This is a genomic window from Nocardia sp. NPDC058658, assembly GCF_042716665.1.
Classification (GTDB): domain Bacteria; phylum Actinomycetota; class Actinomycetes; order Mycobacteriales; family Mycobacteriaceae; genus Nocardia.
On record NZ_JBHXRR010000001.1, the window covers coordinates 693,234 to 708,470 of the forward strand.

15 protein-coding genes and 1 tRNA gene are annotated in these 15,237 nt (G+C 66.4%); 6 read left to right on the forward strand and 10 right to left on the reverse strand.

What is annotated here, in order from left to right; genetic code table 11:
• Nucleotides 1-14: 14 nt before the first annotated feature.
• From ACFWUP_RS03340 to ACFWUP_RS03355, 4 genes are all read right to left on the reverse strand, one after another.
• Nucleotides 15-102: transfer RNA gene (locus ACFWUP_RS03340), tRNA-Leu, on the reverse strand.
• Nucleotides 103-205: 103 nt separating this feature from the next.
• Complete coding sequence (locus ACFWUP_RS03345; RefSeq protein ID WP_379230264.1) at nucleotides 206-1,096, reverse strand: CPBP family intramembrane glutamic endopeptidase; 891 nt, start codon at nucleotides 1,094-1,096, stop codon at nucleotides 206-208.
• A gap of 74 nt (nucleotides 1,097-1,170) precedes the next feature.
• Entirely contained in the window at nucleotides 1,171-1,827 is a 657-nt protein-coding gene (locus tag ACFWUP_RS03350; protein ID WP_379230266.1) for a response regulator, read from the reverse strand.
• Nucleotides 1,824-2,963: a sensor histidine kinase gene (locus tag ACFWUP_RS03355; RefSeq protein ID WP_379230268.1), complete on the reverse strand. Its 1,140-nt coding sequence runs from the start codon at nucleotides 2,961-2,963 to the stop codon at nucleotides 1,824-1,826. Before ACFWUP_RS03355 ends, ACFWUP_RS03350 begins: the two co-directional genes overlap by 4 nt.
• Before the next feature lie 160 nt (nucleotides 2,964-3,123).
• Here ACFWUP_RS03355 and ACFWUP_RS03360 point away from each other — a divergent pair, with 160 nt between their 5' ends.
• Nucleotides 3,124-3,579, forward strand: a complete 456-nt coding sequence (locus ACFWUP_RS03360; protein ID WP_379230270.1) for a DUF6326 family protein — start codon at nucleotides 3,124-3,126, stop codon at nucleotides 3,577-3,579.
• A gap of 324 nt (nucleotides 3,580-3,903) precedes the next feature.
• On the opposite strand, the gene ACFWUP_RS03365 is transcribed toward ACFWUP_RS03360, so the two are convergent.
• The 3 genes from ACFWUP_RS03365 to ACFWUP_RS03375 are packed head-to-tail and all read right to left on the reverse strand — an operon-like array spanning nucleotide 3,904 to nucleotide 8,656.
• Entirely contained in the window at nucleotides 3,904-5,316 is a 1,413-nt protein-coding gene (locus ACFWUP_RS03365; protein ID WP_379230272.1) for a phytoene desaturase family protein, read from the reverse strand.
• 39 nt (nucleotides 5,317-5,355) lie between these two features.
• Nucleotides 5,356-7,158: a DUF3556 domain-containing protein gene (locus ACFWUP_RS03370; RefSeq protein WP_379230274.1), complete on the reverse strand. Its 1,803-nt coding sequence runs from the start codon at nucleotides 7,156-7,158 to the stop codon at nucleotides 5,356-5,358.
• 55 nt (nucleotides 7,159-7,213) lie between these two features.
• The gene (locus ACFWUP_RS03375) at nucleotides 7,214-8,656 is read right to left on the reverse strand and encodes a class I adenylate-forming enzyme family protein (RefSeq protein WP_379230276.1); all 1,443 of its coding nucleotides are present in this window, start codon (nucleotides 8,654-8,656) and stop codon (nucleotides 7,214-7,216) included.
• A 160-nt stretch (nucleotides 8,657-8,816) separates the two neighbouring features.
• Between ACFWUP_RS03375 and ACFWUP_RS03380 the strand changes: the two genes are divergently transcribed.
• The 5 genes from ACFWUP_RS03380 (at nucleotide 8,817) to ACFWUP_RS03400 (ending at nucleotide 13,595) form a co-directional block, all read left to right on the forward strand.
• Nucleotides 8,817-10,097 (forward strand): helix-turn-helix domain-containing protein, encoded by a 1,281-nt coding sequence (locus ACFWUP_RS03380; protein WP_379230277.1) that lies wholly within the window; start codon nucleotides 8,817-8,819, stop codon nucleotides 10,095-10,097.
• A 125-nt stretch (nucleotides 10,098-10,222) separates the two neighbouring features.
• Nucleotides 10,223-10,654: a VOC family protein gene (locus ACFWUP_RS03385; protein ID WP_379230279.1), complete on the forward strand. Its 432-nt coding sequence runs from the start codon at nucleotides 10,223-10,225 to the stop codon at nucleotides 10,652-10,654.
• A gap of 176 nt (nucleotides 10,655-10,830) precedes the next feature.
• Complete coding sequence (locus tag ACFWUP_RS03390; protein ID WP_379230281.1) at nucleotides 10,831-12,330, forward strand: FAD-dependent oxidoreductase; 1,500 nt, start codon at nucleotides 10,831-10,833, stop codon at nucleotides 12,328-12,330.
• A 140-nt stretch (nucleotides 12,331-12,470) separates the two neighbouring features.
• The gene (locus tag ACFWUP_RS03395; RefSeq protein WP_379230282.1) at nucleotides 12,471-12,851 is read left to right on the forward strand and encodes a hypothetical protein; all 381 of its coding nucleotides are present in this window, start codon (nucleotides 12,471-12,473) and stop codon (nucleotides 12,849-12,851) included.
• 45 nt (nucleotides 12,852-12,896) lie between these two features.
• Entirely contained in the window at nucleotides 12,897-13,595 is a 699-nt protein-coding gene (locus ACFWUP_RS03400; RefSeq protein ID WP_379230284.1) for a cutinase family protein, read from the forward strand.
• Between the two features lie 36 nt (nucleotides 13,596-13,631).
• On the opposite strand, the gene ACFWUP_RS03405 is transcribed toward ACFWUP_RS03400, so the two are convergent.
• The 3 genes from ACFWUP_RS03405 to ACFWUP_RS03415 are packed head-to-tail and all read right to left on the reverse strand — an operon-like array spanning nucleotide 13,632 to nucleotide 15,146.
• A complete protein-coding gene (locus ACFWUP_RS03405) occupies nucleotides 13,632-14,195 on the reverse strand; it encodes a DUF2637 domain-containing protein (RefSeq protein WP_379230286.1) in 564 nt (187 codons plus the stop codon).
• A gap of 53 nt (nucleotides 14,196-14,248) precedes the next feature.
• Nucleotides 14,249-14,728 carry an alpha/beta fold hydrolase gene (locus tag ACFWUP_RS03410; RefSeq protein ID WP_379230288.1) on the reverse strand — a complete coding sequence of 160 codons (480 nt, stop codon included), beginning with the start codon at nucleotides 14,726-14,728 and terminating at the stop codon, nucleotides 14,249-14,251.
• A gap of 28 nt (nucleotides 14,729-14,756) precedes the next feature.
• Complete coding sequence (locus ACFWUP_RS03415; RefSeq protein WP_379230289.1) at nucleotides 14,757-15,146, reverse strand: alpha/beta fold hydrolase; 390 nt, start codon at nucleotides 15,144-15,146, stop codon at nucleotides 14,757-14,759.
• Between the last annotated feature and the right edge of the window lie 91 nt (nucleotides 15,147-15,237).

Here is a 15,237-nt window from a genome sequence, read left to right on the forward strand (position 1 = left end):
TCTGGGTTTAGCACTGGTGTCCGGAGGGGGACTTGAACCCCCACGCCCTAATACGGGCACTAGCACCTCAAGCTAGCGCGTCTGCCATTCCGCCACCCGGACTTGCTGGTGTGCCAAAAGATTATCCGACGCGCTGTCGGAAACCAAATCGCCTGGCTGACCTGCGGTTTATGCGGGTTCGTGGCTTGTCGACCGAGCGCAGCGATCACCGGCGATCAATCGGCACCTGATGGGGTGCCAAGGTGTCGAGGTCTGCGCGTCGGTCGGCTGTGTTCAAGTCCGGGTTCGTACGCATCAGCCACAGCGCGGCGGCGAGGGTCAGCACCCAGCCGATCACTTCGATCAGCAGATGATCTGTCGCATCGGGGACCGATTGCAGCAGGTACACCCGGATGCTGTTGATCGCTCCGTGCGTTATGACTGCCGGCCAGACACTGCCCGACCGCCAGCGAAGCGCGAGTAGCAGCGGCGCCCACGGCAGCATGCCCGCGAAATAGATGACGATGTCCCATGGTGGGAGGTCTCCGATGACGGCGAGTACCGGCAGGTGCCAGACGATCCAGACCACACCGCTGACGAGGGCCAGCGGCCAGAATCCCCATGATGCGGCGTGGGTCGCCAGCCAGCCGCGCCAGCCGAACTCCTCTCCGATAGCGAAGATCGACTGCAGTACCAAGACCGGAACGATCCATACTGTCGCCGCCACGATCTGGTCGAGCGGGTTGAGCGGCCGGATCCCCGATGCCAGTGCGATGCAAGCCTGGACGGTGGCGATCGCGGTGATGAGGGCGATGCCGATGCCTGCCCACTTGGGTGTGCCGCGCCACCCGGTGGCGAATGTTTCTCGGAACGTTCCGGGTCGTCGGACACGCCACATGATGACCGCGGCGAGCAGCGGGGTCATTTGCAGAATCGGAACTATCAGGTTGTTGAAGTCCGTCGAGACCAGCCCGAAGACCATCGGAACCGACAGCGCGTAGCACAGCACGATGGCGATCGTGAAGAACCACGCGACGTCGATTCGCTTCGCCCTCGACGTCGAAAGCGGGCCACACAGACCAGAATTCGTTGTTGACAAGCGGGCATCGTGGTTCATGCACGGACCGTAGCAACAGGTTTCGGCGGCCGAATCCGGGAAAGACCCGGATTTCTACCCTGAGAAGGCACCGGCTAATCGGCTCGCACACGTCTGGTGTCGTACGCCCACATCGCGATCTCGACGCGGTTGCGGGCGCCGAGCTTGGTCATCAACGATGCGACGTGGGTCTTGACCGTGCTCAGGCCGACGAAGAGCGCAGTGGCGATCTCGGCGTTGGTCCGGCCGCGTGCCACCAGCGCGAGCACCTGCTCTTCGCGCTCGGTGAGCGGGTCGATGGGCTGGACCGGTACCACCTGCGCCTGGTCGGCGAAGGTCGCCAGCAGCCTGCGGGTGACGTTGGGGGCGATGAGCGCGTCGCCGTCGGCCGCCGCGTGGACGGCCTGCACGAGGAGCTCCGGCCCGGCGTCTTTGAGCAGGAAGCCGCGGGCACCGGCGCGCAGGGCGCCGAGGACGTACTCATCGAGGTCGAAGGTGGTGATCACGACGACCGCCATCGGGCTCGCCACCTCCGGCCCGGCCAGGCGCCGTGTCACCTCGATGCCGTCGAGCCCGGGCATCCGGATGTCGACGAGGAGGACATCGGGACGCAGTCGGGTCGCCAGGTCGAGTGCTGTGAGCCCGTCTGCTGCCTCTCCCACGACTTCGAGGCCGGGTTGCGCGCTCAGGATCATCACCAGCCCGGTCCGCACCAAGTCCTGATCGTCGGCGACGAGCACACGAATGCTCATGCCGGGGTCTCCACTGGCAGCACGGCCTCGACCACCCAGCCACCCGTCGGCCCCGGCCCCGCGGACAGCGATCCGCCGAGGATCTTGGCGCGTTCGGCCATGCCGAGCAGGCCGAATCCAGGCTCCGGGACCGGCCCCGGCTCGGTCTGTCCGTCGTCGCTGACCCGCAGCCTGACGGTGTCGCCGTCCCGGCGTACGTCGATCCCGACGCGGGTCGCGCTCCGGGCGTGCCGTACGGCGTTGGTGAGCGACTCCTGCGCGAGCCGGTAGAGCGCGGCGTCCACAGGTCGTGTCAGTCGGGTCGACGAATCGTCCAGCGAGACTTCGACGGTGGGCGTCGCGTCGGTGCGCGCCAGAGCGGGCAGGTCCGCGACACCTGGTTGCGGTGAGTAGGCGACGGCTTCGTCCTCACGGAGCACCCGCACCATGGATCTCATCTCTGCCAGGGTTCGCGACGCTTCGGACTCTATCGCGGCCAGGACCTCCGCAGCCTTCTCTGGCTGGATGGTGGCGACCACGCGACCGGCCTGCGCCTGCACCGCGATGGCCGAGACGTGGTGGGCCACGATGTCGTGCAGCTCGCGCGCCAACGACACCCGTTCCTGATTGCGGATCTCGCGCTGTTGGCGGTGCCAGAGGTCGGCGCGGTAGCGGAACACTGCCGCCAGGGCGATGAACAACAGCACGAGGACGGTTCCGCCGAAAACGTCGGCCCAGCCCGCGGAAGAGGCGTACATCCCCAGCGCGACGACGACTGCCACGAACGCCGTCCCCGAGACGATCTCCCGTCCTGAACCCCACCGCACCAGGGAGTAGAGCAGGATCAAGACGACCGGCATGGAATAGCGGCCGAGGTCCCCGGCATGCGCGGTCAGCTGCAGAACCGAAAGCAGCCCGGCGACGCCCCACCCGACCAGGGCGGCCGTCAGGGGGCGGCTTCGCCGCCAGAGCAGGGCAGGCATCAGTGCCAGGGCGAGCACCACCACAAGGGGTCGCCAGGGCGAGCCCGGCGCGACGATGCATTCGACCACGGTGGCGGCCGCGAACACCCCCACCAGCAGCCAGTCGAGACGACCGATGGGTGGGGCGTCAGCAGGCCGAGGCTCGTGCCAGAGGGAGCGACGGACAGTGACCACCACCCCAGCCTAGGGATCGGCGGGCCTGGGCGTATCCGCCGAAAGTACGAGACAGAGACCGTGCCATCGGCCAGGTGAACTCCAGCCTCCGGGCCGGTGTGTTCGGCGCCGGGCTCAACGATCGTTGATCTACCGATCCGACCGACAAGTGGAGCCCATGATGACAACCTCCCTGGAAGACCAGCCGATGCCGGTGCGAGCCAAGCTCGCCGCAGCGTGGACGAGCTTCATGTTCCTGTACGCCTACGTGGATATTCTCAACTTCTTCACGCCCGGCGTCGTCGAGGACATCCTCGACGGCAGGGTCTTCGAATTCAGTCTCTCCCAGACGTTTTCGACCGCAGCGCTGACTATGTTGGCTGTCCCGATCTTCATGGTCGTGTTGTCGATGACACTGCCCGCCGGGGTCAACCGCCTCGCGAACCTCATCGTGGCGTCGCTCTATGTCCCCGTCACGGTGTTCAACGTGGTGGGCGCGTCCTGGCTGTACTTCTACGGCCTCGGCATCGTCTTGGAATTGATCCTCATCGCCTTCATCCTGCGGTCCGCCTGGACCTGGCCCCGCATCGCGCCTTCGGTGACCGGGCCCTCGGCTTCCTCCTCCAACCCGTGGTAGCCACCTGGACAGGTCCGCAGAGTCGCCGACGGCACGAGGTCGACCACCCGGCGGCTGGCGGAGAGCGGATTGATCAGATCGGCGTCTCCACGAACCACGAGCAGTGGAACGGCGACTCGGGTCTGCTGCTGGTCCCCGGCGGAGAGGCCGCCCGGATGAGTTCACCGCACGACCCCGGCCCTATCTGTGCGGATCCGACGTCCGCACCTCCTTCTGGACCCGCCGCCTCGTCCCGGCCCGACTCTACGAACACCTGGTCCGCCGGTACTACGGCCTCTGAGCTCGATACCACAGCGTGACGGGCCAGGTGGGACCGCCGATTCGTCAGCGCAGCCCCCGTATCGCTCGTTCCGCGGCGTTGACACCGCACATGCCGTGCGCGCCGGGGCCGGGCGGGGTCGCCGCCGAGCACAGGTAGTGGCCCGATAGGCCGATGTCGTAGGGCTGCAGGGTTTTTCGGGGGCCGAAGAGCAGCTGCGGGATGTTCTTGGCGCCGGTCATGATGTTGCCGCCGACGTAGTTGGGGTTGTACTCGGCGAATTCTGTTGTGGTGCGGGTGGTCAGGCCGTTCACGCGGTCTCGGAAGCCTGGTGCGAAGCGTTCGATCTGCGCGATGATCGCTTCGGTGGCGTCGCCGGTGTAGCCGTTGGGGACGTGGGCGTAGGTCCATACGGGGTGTACCGAGCCGGCGGAGCGTTGGGGGTCGGCGAGGTACTGCTGGCCGACCAGGACGAAGGGGCGCTGGGGCATTCGGCCGGCGTGGATGTCGCGTTCGCCCGCGGCGATCTCGGCGAAGGAGCCGCCAAGGTGCACTGTCCCCGCGCGGCGGGCGACCTCGTTGGTCCACGGAACGCCGCCCTCGACGGCGAAGTCGACCTTGAAAGCGCCGGGTCCATAGCGGAACCGGTTGTAGGCGCGCGAGATTCGGGCGGGGAGCCGATCGCCGAGGATCTCCGCGACCGCTGTCGGGGCGAGGTCCCAGATGATGATGTCAGATGGCGGCAGGTCGGCGATCGAGCGGACGCGGATGCCGGTCTCGACCTTTCCGCCGTGGTCGGCCAGCACCGCGACCATGCTGTCGGCGATCTGCTGGGACCCGCCCACCGCGACCGCCCAGCCGTATCGGTGTCCCGCTGTCAGGATGCCGAGCCCGACGCTGGCGCTCAGCGGGCGCTCGAGAGGCTGGAAGGCATGTGCGGCAACGCCGCCGAACAGCGCGCGTCCCGCTTCCGTGCGGAAGGCTCGCGCCAGCAGCGCGGCCGGTGCTGTTGCCGGAATACCGAAGCGCGCCAGGCGGATCGGATGCCGGGGAATCCGGAGCAGTGGGCGCATGATGTCGGCGGCGAACACGTCGTAGTCGGCGACCGGGCGTTCGAACAGTGTGCGCCACAGCCGTTCATCGGCGCCGAGGCCGGTCGCGGTTTCGATGACCGAGCGGTGCAGCACACCGGCGGTGCCGTCGTCGAGAGGGTGGACGCAGTCGAGTTCCGGCCACGCCCACCGCAATCCGTACCGTTCCAGGTCGATGCGCTGCAGGAACGGCGACCCCACGGCCATCGGATGGATGGCCGAGCAGTGGTCGTGCAGCAGGCCGGGCAGGATCGCCTCGCTCGAGCGGGTACCGCCGCCGATCGTGTCGGCCGCTTCGAGGACCGTCACCTCCACGCCCGCCCGAGCCAGGGTGATCGCCGCGGCCAGTCCGTTGGGGCCGCTGCCGACCACTGTCGCCGTTGTCATCGACTTCTTCCTCTGCTCGAAATAACTTGCGGTACCGGTTTATTCAGCTGGAGCAACCACGCCCTGGGGCGGTGCGGCGGTGACGTCATCACGCCGCCAGGTCACGGTGTGCGGAATCGGTCCGTCCGGCAGCCACGGCATCGCCTCGACCGCGTCGGCCACCTCCCATGTCCCGCGTTCGATCACACCCAGCGCCGCGTCGACCACCATGTACTCCTGGGTGCTCTTGTGCACCGGTTGCGACTCCACCCACACTACGATCCACTCCCCCGGGGCGAACCCGACCCGGGTCTGCACCGCATCGATCAGGTCGAGGTTGTGCAGGTGGCCGTCACCGAAGTTGAACCCGATCAGCGAGTTGCAGGCGAACTCGGCTTCACGCACGGTCCAGCGATCGATGTCGGGAACGTGGCTGTACAGCAGGGAGAACAGGCCGCGGCCCTGACTGTGCATGGAACGCCAGGCGATGGTCTGCTGCATGGTGATCTCGGCGACCGCAGGCGGATAGCCCATGGCAAGCAACTGGTCGACCTGGTTGTCGGCGGGGCGGTGCGCGATGGTGTTCAACTTCGCTTCCGCGCCCGGTGCGAAGGCCCACAGCGCCGAGGCCCAGTTGCCCGCGTACTGGCGCATGGACGGCAGGAACGACACGAGGTCCGGGCGCAGGTTGCCCAACACGGGGAAGAAGGCGAGTCCGGCCGCGATCGCCACCGTCAGCCACGGCGAGGACATGTCGAACAGCCCGTAGCCCCGCGAGTTCGGGAAACCGAGGAACAGGAAAACGGTGAGGTAGGCGAACAGGATGTTCCACTCCAGCGGCACCGCAAGGGGGAAGGTGGAGGTGATGAACAGGTGGAAGATCACCATCATCGCCACCCCGGCCAGCGTCAACCAGTGATTCGTCGAGAACAGCAACACGATCGGTGTGACCACCTCGACGGCCGTGCCACCGATATGGGCCATGAACGACGCCACCCGCGACGGGCGGATATCGTTCGGAAAGTCGCGGTAGTGGGCGCGTTTGATCGACCGGAACGGCATAGCCGGACTGTTGGACACCATCGGGGGCACCACATTGCTGAAGTGCTTGCCGAACTTCGAGACACCCGCACCGACCCATACGATCACGATCAGCAGTTTGGCCGCGATGATCATGTCGGTGAACGGCAGCACCGCGAAGAACAGCAGCGCGGGCAGGTACTGCTCGCCACGAGCCGCGAGGAAGATTGTCTTGTCCCGCAGCCCACACAGAATGTAGAGCACGATCGGCGCGATCAACAGCACGGGTCGGACCAGCCCGGAGGTGTTGTCCGGCAGCGCTTCCAGCAGCGCGGCGGTGGTCCGTCCCGGTGCGACAAGGGCGATGGCCAGCGAGGCGAGAAAGCCGAGGTACAGGACCACGTCGGCCGTGGTGCGCGAGTCACCGTTGGTGAACGGCACCCGATACCAGGGCCGCAACCGGATACTCCCTCGTCGGGCGAAGTACAGGATGCCGCCGGTCATCGGCTTGAACTTGCCCGCCAACGGCCCCCATGAGCCCGCGACGCCGACGGCTTCGAGCAACACCGTCCACAGCACCAGCTTCTGGTAGACGACCGGCTCGTTCCACCACTGCGCCACATCCCAGAACGGACCGGTGCCGGACGTGGCCGTCGCGATCGCGATACCGCCGATGATGTAGAGCACCAACACTTTCGCGAGATACACGGTGTGGATCATCTTCGGCGTACCGAATCCGTATTCCGCCCAGTGCAGTGCCAGCGTTCGCATACGTTCGCGCAGCGGCAGATCCAAGAATGTCTCGGTGTCCACCGGCGGGAAGTCTCCCGTCTTGAAACCCATGGCTCGGTCCCTCTCTTCTGTCTTTCGTTCGAATTGAATTGCGGCGCGGAACCGATCAGGCGCGCGCGGCCATGACCCGCAACTGCTTCTTGTCGATCTTGCCGACCGGGTTGCGTGGCATTTCCGGGGTCAACACGATCGCGGCCGGCACCTTGAACGTCGCGAGTTCCGCACGGCAGTGCTCGGTCAGCTCTTCGACGGTGACCGTGGAATGTGGTGCGGCAACCACGTGGGCGACCGGCACCTCGCCCAGCACGGCGTCGGGCACACCGACGACCGCGGCCTCGAGGACGGCCGGGTGTCGGTAGAGCGCGTTCTCGATTTCCTTGGGGTACAGGTTCTCGCCTGCCCGGATGATCATGTCCTTGATCCGGTCGACCAGGACCAGGTAGCCGTCGGCGTCGAAATAGCCGACGTCGCCGGTGTGCAGCCAGCCGTCCACGGCGGTCTTCGCCGTCTCCGTCGGCCTGCCGAGGTAACCGCGCATCACGTTCGCTCCGCGAATGACGACTTCGCCGGGTTCACCGGGCGCCGACAACGCACCGTCGACATCCATGATCGCCACCCTCTGGCCGGGCAGCGGCAGCCCGACCGTCCCCGGCTTCCGTTGGCCCGCTATGGGATTGAGAGTCGACGCACACGTCCCCTCGGACAGACCGTAACCCTCGACGATCGGCACACCGAAGCGCTGCTCGAACCGGGCGATGAGCTCGGCGGGCATCGGCGCGGCACCGCAGATCGCCAAGCGCAAGGAGGAACTGTCGGGGCGCAGACCATCGGGTTGGGCAACGAGCATCGCGTAGATGGCAGGCACCGCCGAGAAATAGGTGGGTCGGACCGACTCGACCGTGACGAAAAATCCTGAAGCGGAGAACTTTCCGGCGATGGTGGTGCGTCCGCCGGCCAGCAGTGGCGACAGCACGCTGACCACGATGCCGTTGACATGGAACAGTGGCAGGATCAGCAGGCTGTGGTCGGTCGGCTCCAAGCCGAGCGAATCGATGATCATCGCGCACATGGCGGCGAGGTTCTCGTGACCGAGCAGCACACCCTTGGGCCTACCCGTGGTGCCGCTGGTGTAGATGATCAGGGCGAGATCGTCGGTGGAGGCCGCGGCCGCGACGGGACCGGCATAGTGGGCAAGCGCGGCGATGTCGAGAGTGATTGCGGGCCTGCCGGATTCGCCGATCACGACGACGGCGCCGGAGTCTTCGACCTGATACCGGATGTCGTCGTCGGTGAGCCCGGGATTCACGGGCGTGACCGCGGCGCCGAGCCGCCAGACCGCGAACAGGACCACCACGAGGTCCACCCGGTTCGGCAGCACGACCGCGACGACATCGTCGGGTCGCACACCCTCGCGGTGCAGGACCGCGGCGGCGGTGTCGACCCGAGCACGGAACTGCGCGTTGGACAGTGTGACGGTGTCGTCGGCGATGCAGTGTCCGTGCGGGTCGGCAGCGGCTCTGACCTCGGGCAATTCGGCGATGTGTCGCATGATTCCTCACCGGTGATGAATGTGATCTGGATTACATCACTCACGGTAGGGCGCGTATTCGACGTCGACTACGGGCCAGCAGACCAGCGTTGTACCGACGTGTTGTGCCACGAGCACAAACAGCGCCACCCGACCGAGGTGCGGGGTACTGTCTGCGGCCATGGCCCATGACAACGACCCACTGGTGCGTGCGGTGGCGGGCCGGATCAAAGCCGACCTGGACCATCTGTCACCGCGGATGACCACGATGTTCGCCGAGGTCATTCCCGAATTCCGGCACGACGACGAAGTGCGAAGGCTGATGGTGGCCAGCACCGAGTCCAACATCTCCGCGATCCTGGACATGCTCACCCTGGCCATCGGCCTCGACGACATCACCGTGCCGCCCGCCGCCGCCGAGTACGCCCGCCGCTTCGCCCAGCACGACCTGTCACTCGAGGCACTGCTGCGCGCCTACCGGCTCGGCGAGAACATGTTCGTCCAATGGACCTTGACGCTGCTGGCCGAGCTGAACCCGCCCACCGACGTCGCGATGGCCACCGCGGCCCGCATCGCCTACCTGGTCAACGGCTACATCGACCAGGTGATCGAGGGCTTGATCGATATCTACGAGAGCGAGCGCCGTCGGTGGGACGCGCGCACCGACGCTGCCCGCGCCGCCCAGGTGCGTGCCGTCGTCGACGCCGATGATCTGGATGTGGGTTCGGCCGAGCAGATGCTGTCGGCCTCGCTGCGCGGCTGGCACCAGTTCGCGATGCTGTGGACACCACCGGGGACCCGCGAGCCTCGCGTGTCCCTGCGCGCGGGCACCACCCTGTTGGCGACCGCGACCGGCAAGACACCGATGACCGTGGAGGTCGACGATCACAACCGGTGGGTGTGGCTCTCCTCGGTGGCACGACCCGTGCTCGACACCGAACAACTCGTCCGCGACCTGCGCACCCACCCGAATCTGTCCATTACCCTTGGCGATCCGGCCACCGGCCTCGAAGGATTCCGCCAGACCTTCCGCGACGCGCAACGGGCCCGCGCCGTCGCATTGACCAGGCGAGAGCACGGACTCACCGTCCACTCCGACGTGGCGTTGACCGCCCTGTTCGCCGACCGGGTACCGGAGATGCGGGTGTGGGCCGGGCGCGTGCTCGGCACGCTGATGGGCACCGACGACACAGCAGCGCGACTACGTGAGACCGTCCGCGCGTTCCTCGACGCCCGCGGCAGCTATACCGACGCCGCTGCCCGCCTGCACGTCCACAAGAACACCGTCCATTACCGGGTACGCAAAGCCGAAGAGCTCCTGGGACACCCGCTCGGCGAACGCAGGCTCGACATCGAAGTGGCCCTGCTGACCTGCGCCCAACTGGGGATCCTCGAAGCTCCTCGCGAGGCTCGGCAAAGCCCTCGCAGGTCGGCCGGGACGAAAGCCGACGACGCGACCTGACGTCCCCGACCCTCCCCTCGATCGCCGTTCAGGAACCGTGGCTTTGCCGAACATTGCAAACAGTCGTGCGCCACATCGACGCACGAAGCAAGGACGGCCCACCCGAGCGGGGTTACCGTGGTCGTATGGAACAGCGAATCAGCCTGATCACGCTGGGCGTCGCCGATCTGGCGCGTGCCCGTGCCTTCTACGAAGCGCTCGGCTGGTGTGGCCAGGAGATCGAGGAGACGGTCTTCTTCCAGGCGGGCGGACTCGGCTTGGTGTTGTGGGGCCGGGACAAACTCGCCGCTGATTCCGGTCTGCCCGATGAAGGGGCTGGGTTCGGCGGTATCACGTTGGCGCACAACGTGCGATCCGATACCGAGGTCGACGACCTGCTGGCGGTGGCACAGGCGGCGGGTGCCACGATCACCAAGCCCGCGGCCATCAACCCGGTCGGCTTCTACTCGGGTGTCTTCGTCGATCCGGACGGCTATCCGTGGGAGATCGCGCACAACCCGGGTTTCCCCTTGGCCGCGGATGGGTCGATCACCATTCCTGATTTCGGCGCCGCCTGAGCCAGACGAATCGGGCAATTACGCCTGTCCGCATGGCAGATATGCGCGCTCGCTCCACGAACCGAATTCTTGCTGATTACGCGCTGCCCCGCCGTGGTGAATATCGCTTCTCGAGCACTCTCGTGACAATGTCGGCTGCGCTCGTTTCGTTCGACGCAGCGGGGTATGCGGTCCCCATGACGTCGTTTTGGTTGACCGATGTGCCGGTGCCGACCCGATCGCCCCTCGACGGTGACATCGAGGTCGACACCGTCGTGATCGGTGCCGGGATTGTCGGGTTGACCGCGGCGCTGGTGTTAGCCGAGCAAGGCCGCAGGGTCGCTGTGCTCGAGGCACGTCAGGTCGGTGCCGTGACGACCGGCGCGTCCACCGCCAAAATCTCGCTGCTGCAGGGGACGCGCGCGCAGGCGATCGCACGTCGGCACGGCACCGAAGTTCTGGCGCAATACGTAATGGCCAATCAAGTCGGATTCGACTGGTTGCTGGATTTCTGCGCCGATCACGACGTCGCCGTCCAGCGCGTCCCGGCCGTCACCTATGCGCAAAATGGCGACGAAGCCGCAGCAGTGCGCGCCGAGTACGAGGCCACCCGCTCGGTCGGGCTGCCCACCCAGTTGCTCGACGAGCTCGAGCTGCCTTTCCCCACGCACGGCGGTGTTCGGCTCAGGGAGCAGGCGCAGGTCGACCCGGTCGCGGTGCTCACCGCGCTCGCGGCCGATATCGAGGCACACAGCGGTCGGATCTTCGAATCGACTCGCGCGCAACGACTTCGCCGACACAACAACCGCGTTGTGATCGGCACCGACCACGGCGATGTCAGCGCGGCGAACGCGATCGTCGCGACCGGATCACCCGTGTTCGACCGCCGCGCGATTTTCGGTCAGCTGATTGCCCAACGCTCCTACCTGGCGGCGTTCGAGGTATCGGAACCGATCCCGCGGGAGATGCTCGTCAGCGCCGGTCGACCCATTCGCTCGCTGCGCTGGTGCCCCACCGAGTCCGGCGACGTCCTGCTGGTCGGCGGCAACGGCCACGACGTCGGGCGCGTCGATTCCGAAGCCGATCATGTCGCAGAGTTGCTGGACTGGACCGATCGCTGGTATCCCGGCGCACGACTACTCGATCGGTGGTCTGCCCAGGACTACCACCCGATCTCCGAACTGCCCTTCGTCGGCCCCGTGCAGCTCGGTGCCGACGACGTTCTGTGTGCGACCGGGTTCGCCAAATGGGGCATGACCAACGGCGTCGCCGCCGCACTCGCCGCCGCCGACCGACTGTCCGGGCGTCAGCCTGCGTGGTCGGGCGCCTATGACGGTTGGCGCACCGGTGCGGTGAAGTCCCTGTTCGCGGGTGTGCAAGCGAATGCCGCAGTGGCACGGCATCTCTCGACCGGATGGCTTCACTTGTTCGAGCCCGGCTCCGGATCGGACCCCGCTGAAGGAGAAGGCACCGTCGACCGCCAGGGTCTGCAGCCGACGGCACTGTGCACCGTCGATGGTCGGACCCACAGGGTGTCGGCAGTGTGCACACACCTGCGGGGCATTGTGAATTGGAACGACGCGGAGAAGACCTGGGACTGCCCCTTACACGGGTCCCGTTTCGCACCGGACGGGGCCGTGCTGGAAGGTCCGGCGACCGCGCCGCTTACCCGTAACAGACACGCCGAATCTCCGTAGTTGCCGTCACTACAACGCATTTCGACGCGCGATATCTGATTCATCTCACAAGACGCGGGCATTCGAACGGTGAAACCACCGTGTCCCGAATGAAAGAAGGCCCGATGCTCATGAGACGAACGAGCCGTCGCGTCCACCGCATGGCCCGCGTCGTTTTGTTGGGTCTGCTCGTATCGGCCGGTGTCATCGCCTGCGCGGTTACTACCGATTCGCGAAGTCCCGACGGGAATCCCACTGGTGTCGACGCGCCGGTGATCGACGCGGCCGCCGCTGCGCAGTTGTGCGAGACGATGCGTGCCGAGATCGATAACTGGCGCCAACAGGGCAGTGCCATCGCTCGCGTGAAATTCAACGGCGTCGTCCACACCTGGGCGCTGCGCAACGGTGCGATCAATATCGCCCTCGCCCGCCACCGCGAAACGATCGACGTGGTCACTCGCGAGAATTGCCCCAATGCCCGCGAGCAGGTCAAACAAATCATCGACACCGGCAGCCTGGCCTCGGGACTCGTCGGTTTCTGATTTCGCGCACCATTGCGACCGCCCCGGATGCAATACAGTGGCCGGATGCGTGGACGAATCCTGTTGCACTCGACCGTAATAGCCGCCGCACTGGCGTTGCCCACCCTTCCTAGCGCAGCCGCCGACCCGGGCGATGCCGGATGTGCGGAGGTCCGGGTCGTCACCGTGCGGGGCACTCTCGAACCGCAGTCCGGCAGTCTGCTGCTCACTCCACTGGGCCGACGGATCGCCCAGGAATCCGGCCTGCGCACCACGGTGACCGAACTCGAGTATCCGGCTTCGATGAACCCGGACAGCGGTGTGCGCGGCGTGGAGAATCTCACGGCGTTGCTGAACGAGGCCACCGCCGGTTGCCCCGACCAACGGCTCGTCCTGCTCGGCTACTCGCAAGGTGGGCGCGTCATCGGCAATACCCTCAACGCGCGAAATCTGTTGACAGAACAGGCCTCCGCGCGAATCGACGCCATCGCGATGTTCGGCAGCCCGCTGTTCAACGGAGCGGAACCCTACAACCGAGGCAACTTCGACCCAGCCCTGTCCGGCACCGGTTCACTGCCCCTCGGCGCGCTCGCGGACTACGCCGACCGCGTGCGCGACTTCTGCAACGCCGGTGACCGCGCCTGCCAGGGCGGCGACCCGGCCGCCGGGTTCGGAAATGCCCTGAGCTACGGGCATTTCGCGTACTTCGTCAATGACAACCGGGACCAAGCCGCCGCGTTCGTCCGCGAACGACTCGGTCGATAGCCGTCGAGAATGCTTCAGCCGCCGGACTCGAGGTTCCTATGTCCGGGTCCTCGGTGTCGTCGGCGGAGTCCTCGCCTCACTCCGGTGCTGGTCCCACCAGGAGTCGCTGTCACGGTCGGGGAGGTCTTTCGTCGGCGTCGGCGCGCTGGGTATACCGAGGACCCTGAGCCGCCAGTCGTCCTCGCGGATCGCGGCCACGATCCGGACGGGTACGACTGCGGTGAGCAGCAGGTAATTGCCCACGCAGATCATCAGACAGATCGGCGGAAGGGAAACCACGATCGCGGTGCCGAGGGTTCCCATCTCGACCGGATTCCGGGAGATGGACAGCAGGTTTCCGCAGATGCTCGACAGCACGGCGGCGACGAGCAACAACTCGTAGACCCGCACCAGCGACGTGGCCTTCTCGTCGCGGATGCCCACCAGGGTGATGAAGGTGCAGGCGATCAGCGCGACGGTGAGACCGACCACCACCGGCCACAACCAGGTCAGATGTTCAGGTACTCCCGCGGCCTGCGCGAGGGTGGAGGTGAAGGTGAAGGATGCGATCGCCGCCGCGACAGCTAGCGCCGCCCCTAAGCCCACTAGCAGCTTCGGCACCGTGACTGGAACAGGGCGAGGGAAAGGGTCCGTGTGGTCCATCAGGCTCCATCCTACGGGCTACGGTCACCAAACATGCAGGCTCTCAACAGAGTACGGCCAAGCGCGCGCGGCGGGGCTCGAGCTTCGATCGACCCGGCGTCGTTGATGAATCTCGAGATCTGTTCGATGACAGGAAGTGGCTGCTCTTGCTGGACCCAGTGCCCGGCATCGGGGACCAGGACGGTGCCCGCGAACTGGGCACAGACGGCTTCGGCCATCGTTCGCAGCGCGCCGGGCGACTGCCAGATTCCCCAATCCTGCTGTCCGGCAAGGAATTGAGTGGGTACGCCGATCCGCAGATCGTGCTGTGCGGCGGCCCCCGGCAGGGCCAGGGCCCGGTACCAGTTGAGTGCGCCGCCGAATCCGGTTCGACCGAATTCGTGCGCGTAGAAACTCAGCTCCTCGTCGGTCAGCCAGGTGCACGCGGCTCGCTGCTGCGGTGAAGGTAGGTGCGGCGCCACGTTTTCCGGCATGGTGGTGTCGGCGTCCATGACGTAGTACCGGGGCAGCTGTGCCAGGTCATGTGCGGGTCCACCCGGCGACGGGTGAGCCGAAGTCGTGCCCGACGAGATGGGCGCGGTCGTAGCCGAGTGCGGAGATCAGGCTCAGGGCGTCGCGGGCCAGATTGTCGGCGCGAAACGATGCGAGGTCGGTGATATCGCTGCCGGTGGTTCGGCCGTAGCCGCGCTGGTCGGGCGCGACGACGTGGAAACCGGCGTCGGCGAGTGGAACCAGGATCTTGCGCCACGAGTAGGCCAGTTCGGGAAACCCGTGCAGTAGCAGCACCAGTGGACGCTCGGAGCCGCCGTGGCCTGCTTCCAGGATATGCACACGTAACCCGTTGACGTTGTCGATGTAGCGGGATCCGACGCCCCCCGGGAGCCCCGGAAAATCGACATGTCGCCTCACAGCCTTCTCCCCCTGCCTGCACGTCGTCGCCGCCGGTACACGGCACCTGCCTCGCGGTCCAACCTACGTGGTCGGGCACGAAGGTTGCCAG

Bases quoted from the DNA above. Each gene is read 5' to 3' on its own strand.
- ACFWUP_RS03400 (WP_379230284.1), top strand. From the start codon at position 12,897: ATGCGTGGACGAATCCTGTTGCACTCGACCGTAATAGCCGCCGCACTG.
- ACFWUP_RS03345 (WP_379230264.1), bottom strand. From the start codon at position 1,096: ATGAACCACGATGCCCGCTTGTCAACAACGAATTCTGGTCTGTGTGGC.
- ACFWUP_RS03380 (WP_379230277.1), top strand. From the start codon at position 8,817: ATGGCCCATGACAACGACCCACTGGTGCGTGCGGTGGCGGGCCGGATC.
- ACFWUP_RS03360 (WP_379230270.1), top strand. From the start codon at position 3,124: ATGACAACCTCCCTGGAAGACCAGCCGATGCCGGTGCGAGCCAAGCTC.
- ACFWUP_RS03385 (WP_379230279.1), top strand. From the start codon at position 10,223: ATGGAACAGCGAATCAGCCTGATCACGCTGGGCGTCGCCGATCTGGCG.
- ACFWUP_RS03365 (WP_379230272.1), bottom strand. From the start codon at position 5,316: ATGACAACGGCGACAGTGGTCGGCAGCGGCCCCAACGGACTGGCCGCG.
- ACFWUP_RS03350 (WP_379230266.1), bottom strand. From the start codon at position 1,827: ATGAGCATTCGTGTGCTCGTCGCCGACGATCAGGACTTGGTGCGGACC.
- ACFWUP_RS03395 (WP_379230282.1), top strand. From the start codon at position 12,471: ATGGCCCGCGTCGTTTTGTTGGGTCTGCTCGTATCGGCCGGTGTCATC.
- ACFWUP_RS03390 (WP_379230281.1), top strand. From the start codon at position 10,831: ATGACGTCGTTTTGGTTGACCGATGTGCCGGTGCCGACCCGATCGCCC.
- ACFWUP_RS03375 (WP_379230276.1), bottom strand. From the start codon at position 8,656: ATGCGACACATCGCCGAATTGCCCGAGGTCAGAGCCGCTGCCGACCCG.
- ACFWUP_RS03370 (WP_379230274.1), bottom strand. From the start codon at position 7,158: ATGGGTTTCAAGACGGGAGACTTCCCGCCGGTGGACACCGAGACATTC.
- ACFWUP_RS03410 (WP_379230288.1), bottom strand. From the start codon at position 14,728: ATGGACGCCGACACCACCATGCCGGAAAACGTGGCGCCGCACCTACCT.